The organism is Stenotrophomonas sp. HMWF003, from assembly GCF_003061285.1.
Taxonomy (GTDB): Bacteria; Pseudomonadota; Gammaproteobacteria; order Xanthomonadales; family Xanthomonadaceae; genus Stenotrophomonas; species Stenotrophomonas maltophilia_AP.
The window spans coordinates 6,039-9,408 of sequence record NZ_QAIW01000083.1 but is presented as its reverse complement, the minus strand read 5'-3'; the positions used below and the strand labels follow the sequence as shown (position 1 = coordinate 9,408).

Annotated in this window: 2 protein-coding genes, 1 pseudogene and 1 riboswitch; of the genes and pseudogenes, 2 read left to right on the top strand and 1 reads right to left on the bottom strand. The window is 68.4% G+C overall.

What is annotated here, in order from left to right:
• Positions 1-1,081, bottom strand: a pseudogene (locus DBR34_RS22060) (glycine dehydrogenase); the annotation flags it as partial.
• Positions 1,082-1,199: 118 nt separating this feature from the next.
• Positions 1,200-1,301, bottom strand: a riboswitch (glycine riboswitch).
• A gap of 293 nt (positions 1,302-1,594) precedes the next feature.
• On the opposite strand from DBR34_RS22060, the gene DBR34_RS03315 reads away from it, so the two are divergent.
• The gene (locus DBR34_RS03315) at positions 1,595-2,818 is read left to right on the top strand and encodes a multidrug effflux MFS transporter (protein WP_128095689.1); all 1,224 of its coding nucleotides are present in this window, start codon (positions 1,595-1,597) and stop codon (positions 2,816-2,818) included.
• 148 nt (positions 2,819-2,966) lie between these two features.
• Positions 2,967-3,370, top strand: a 404-nt coding sequence (locus DBR34_RS22055) for a siderophore-interacting protein (protein WP_258223636.1), incomplete at its 3' end; no start/stop codon positions are given.

The following is a 3,370-nucleotide window of genomic DNA, read 5'->3' as shown; positions in this document are numbered from 1 at the left end:
GGCGATGGGTGCGGCGGGCGATCCGGGTCAGGCCGTCCGGGCCGTGGTACACCGCGTACATCGAGGCCATCACCGCCAGCAGCACCTGCGCGGTGCAGATGTTGGACGTGGCCTTCTCGCGGCGGATGTGCTGCTCGCGGGTCTGCAGGGTGAGGCGGTAGGCCGCATTGCCCTGGGCGTCGACCGACACGCCGATCAGGCGGCCCGGCATCGAGCGCTTGTAGGCGTCGCGGCAGGCCATGAACGCGGCATGCGGGCCGCCGAAACCGAACGGCACGCCGAACCGCTGCGAGTTGCCCACCACGATGTCCGCGCCCCATTCGCCGGGGGCGGCGATCAGGGTCAGCGCCAGCAGGTCGGTGGCCACGGCAACCAGGCCGCCGCGCGCGTGCACGGCATCGGCCAGCGCCTTGTAGTCACCCACGTGACCGAAAGTGTCCGGGTACTGCAGCAGCACGCCGTAGGCTTCTGCTTCCATGGCCTCGGCCGGGGTGCCCACGCGCAGCACGATGCCCATCGGCTCGGCGCGCGTGCGCAGCAGTTCCAGCGTCTGCGGGTGCACCGCGTCGTGCACGAAGAAGGTGTCGGACTTGCTCTTGGCCGAGCGCTTGGCCAGGGTCATCGCTTCGGCCGCGGCGGTGGCTTCGTCCAGCAGCGAGGCGTTGGCGATTTCCATGCCGGTCAGGTCGGCGCACAGGGTCTGGAAGTTGATCAGCGCTTCCATGCGGCCCTGCGAAATCTCGGCCTGGTACGGGGTGTAGGCGGTGTACCACGCCGGGTTTTCCAGCACGTTGCGCAGGATCACGTTCGGGGTGAGCGTGCCGTAGTAGCCCTGGCCGATGAAGGTGCGGAACACCTGGTTCTTGTCGGCGATGGCGCGGATCTTCGCCAGTGCCTGCACTTCGGTCAGCGACTCGGGCAACGCCAGTGCTGCCGGCGACTTGATCCCGGCGGGCACGATCGCATCGGTCAGTGCGTCCAGCGAGGCGTGGCCGACCACGTCGAGCATCTGCGCGATTTCGGCGTCGTTGGGGCCGATGTGGCGTTCGACGAACGCGTGGCTGTGTTCAAGCTCGCGCAGGGAAGGGGTGTTCTGGGACATGGCTGGCATCTCGAAGAGTGGGCACGCACGTTCGGAAGGCGGCCTGGCCGGGGTGCATCGCACACGCGCGCGAACCACCGGACCTTGCGGTCTTCCTGGGTGCCCCTCTGTCCTTTTGCCTGAGAGTTTAAAAGCGCGCATCTGCGTGCTTCGTGCCCCTTCGGCGCCGGCAGTGGCCGGTCTCTCCAGAGTTTTGATGCGGGTGGTATCGGGCCTGAGCGATTACGGGCGTTGCGCCTTCGGCAGCGGGTGCTTCAAAACAAAGCGCCGCTTCTCCCACCATGTAGCCCGGCGATTATAGCCCAGCGGCTTTGCCGGCTGCGGCCCTACGCGGGATGAATGGGGGCCGCCAGACGCCCCGGAATGGGACCGGTGGCATGGTGCGGGGGCCGGCAAAGGCCTATCATGGCCGGATCCTCGTATTCATCTGGCGCCGCCCGTTCCGGGCTGGCGCCCGCCGTGCATTTGCGCATGGCCCAGACGGAAGACCGCATGACGCCCGCCTCGCCCTCGACCCGCCGCCTGGCCCTGCTGCTCGCAGGCCTGGCGATGTTCGGTCCGTTCTCCATCGACACCATCTTCCCGGCCTTCCTGCTGCTGGGCGAGCGCATGCAGGTGGACCAGGTCGCGGTGCAGCAGACCATCAGCGTGTATCTGCTGTTCTACGGCCTGATGAGCCTGGCGCACGGCCCGCTGTCCGATGCGTTCGGGCGCAAGCGGGTGATCATCGGCGGGCTGGTGCTGTTCATCGGCGCCTCGATCGGCTGCGCGCTGTCACGCGACATGACCACGCTGCTGGTGTTCCGCGCGCTGCAGGGCGTTACCGCCGGGGTCGGGGTGATCGTCGGCCGCGCGGTGATCCGCGACCTGTACCACGGGGCCGACGCACAGCGGCTGATGAGCCAGGTGTCGATGATCTTCGGCGTGGCCCCGGCGATCGCGCCGATCATCGGCGGCTGGATCCTGCTGGGCGGGGGCGACTGGCCGCTGATCTTCTGGTTCTTGGTGCTGTTCGGGGTGGTGCTGCTGCTGGCTACGGGCAAGTGGCTGCCCGAAACCCACCCGGTGGAGGCACGCACGCCGTTGTCGATGCGCGAACTGCTGCGCAGCTACCTGAGCATGGGCTCCAACCCGCGCCTGTTGCGGCTGGCGGCGGCCGGTGCGTTCAACTTCTCTGGCATCTTCCTGTACATCGCCTCGGCGCCGGTGTTCGTCATGCAGCACCTCAAGCTGGGCGAGGGCGGCTTTGCGTGGTTGTTCATTCCCACCATCGGCGGCATGACGATGGGCTCGTTCCTGTCCGGGCGCATGGCCGGGCGCCTGACCGCGCAGCGCCAGATCGGCATTGGCTTCGGCCTGTGCGCGGTGTCGGCGGCGCTCAACCTGGGCTATGTGCTCGCGGTGCCGCAGATCATGCTGCCGTGGGCGGTGCTGCCGATCTTCCTCGGTGGCGTGGGCATGGCGCTGATCTTCCCGATCCTGGCGCTGGCGGTGCTGGACATGTACCCGCACCAGCGCGGGCTGGCCTCGTCGATGCAGATGTTCATCCAGCTGATGATCAACACCGTGGTCGCCGGCGTGGTCTCGCCGCTGCTCAGTGCCAAGCCGCTGCATCTTGCGCTGGGCTATGCCGGCTTCTTCGCCGTGGGGGCCAGTTTCTGGTACTGGGAACGCCACTGCGAGCAGCGGCGCGCGGTGTTGACGCCGATCGAATAAGCCGCGCGCACGCCACGGTTGCGTCGCGCGCAGCTGCCAGCCTGCAATGGCGGCGTATCCTGTGCGCTCGCCAGCCAGTTCGTGCACCACGACAGCCAACCCATTCCCCTGCGGGCCCTCCGTGTCCGCCGCACTCCAGGGTGATTGCATGGCTGCACAGCAGACCTACCGCCTGTTCGACGTCGCGCTCAAGCAGCGCACCGTCCTTTCCCCGTCGCTGACCCGCATGGTGTTCGCTGCGCCCGACGTGGCCAACATGAAGACCGACGGGCCGGACCAGCGCATCAAGGTGTTCTTCCCGTTGCCCGGCCAGGACGCGCCGCAGGTGCCGCAGGGCGAGGACTGGTACGCGCGCTACCGGGCCCTGCCGGAGGGCGAGCGCGCCCCGATGCGCACGTACACCATTCGCGCGCTACGCCCCGAGGCGGGCGAGGTGGACATTGATTTCGTCCTGCACGGGGAGACCGGCCCGGCCTCGCGCTGGGCCACCCATGCGCGCGTCGGCGACCGCATCGGTCTGCTGGCCCCGGATGCACAGGTGGCCGACAGCAG

Coding starts and splice junctions, on each gene's coding strand:
- DBR34_RS03315 (WP_128095689.1), top strand. CDS start 1,595: ATGACGCCCGCCTCGCCCTCGACCCGCCGCCTGGCCCTGCTGCTCGCA.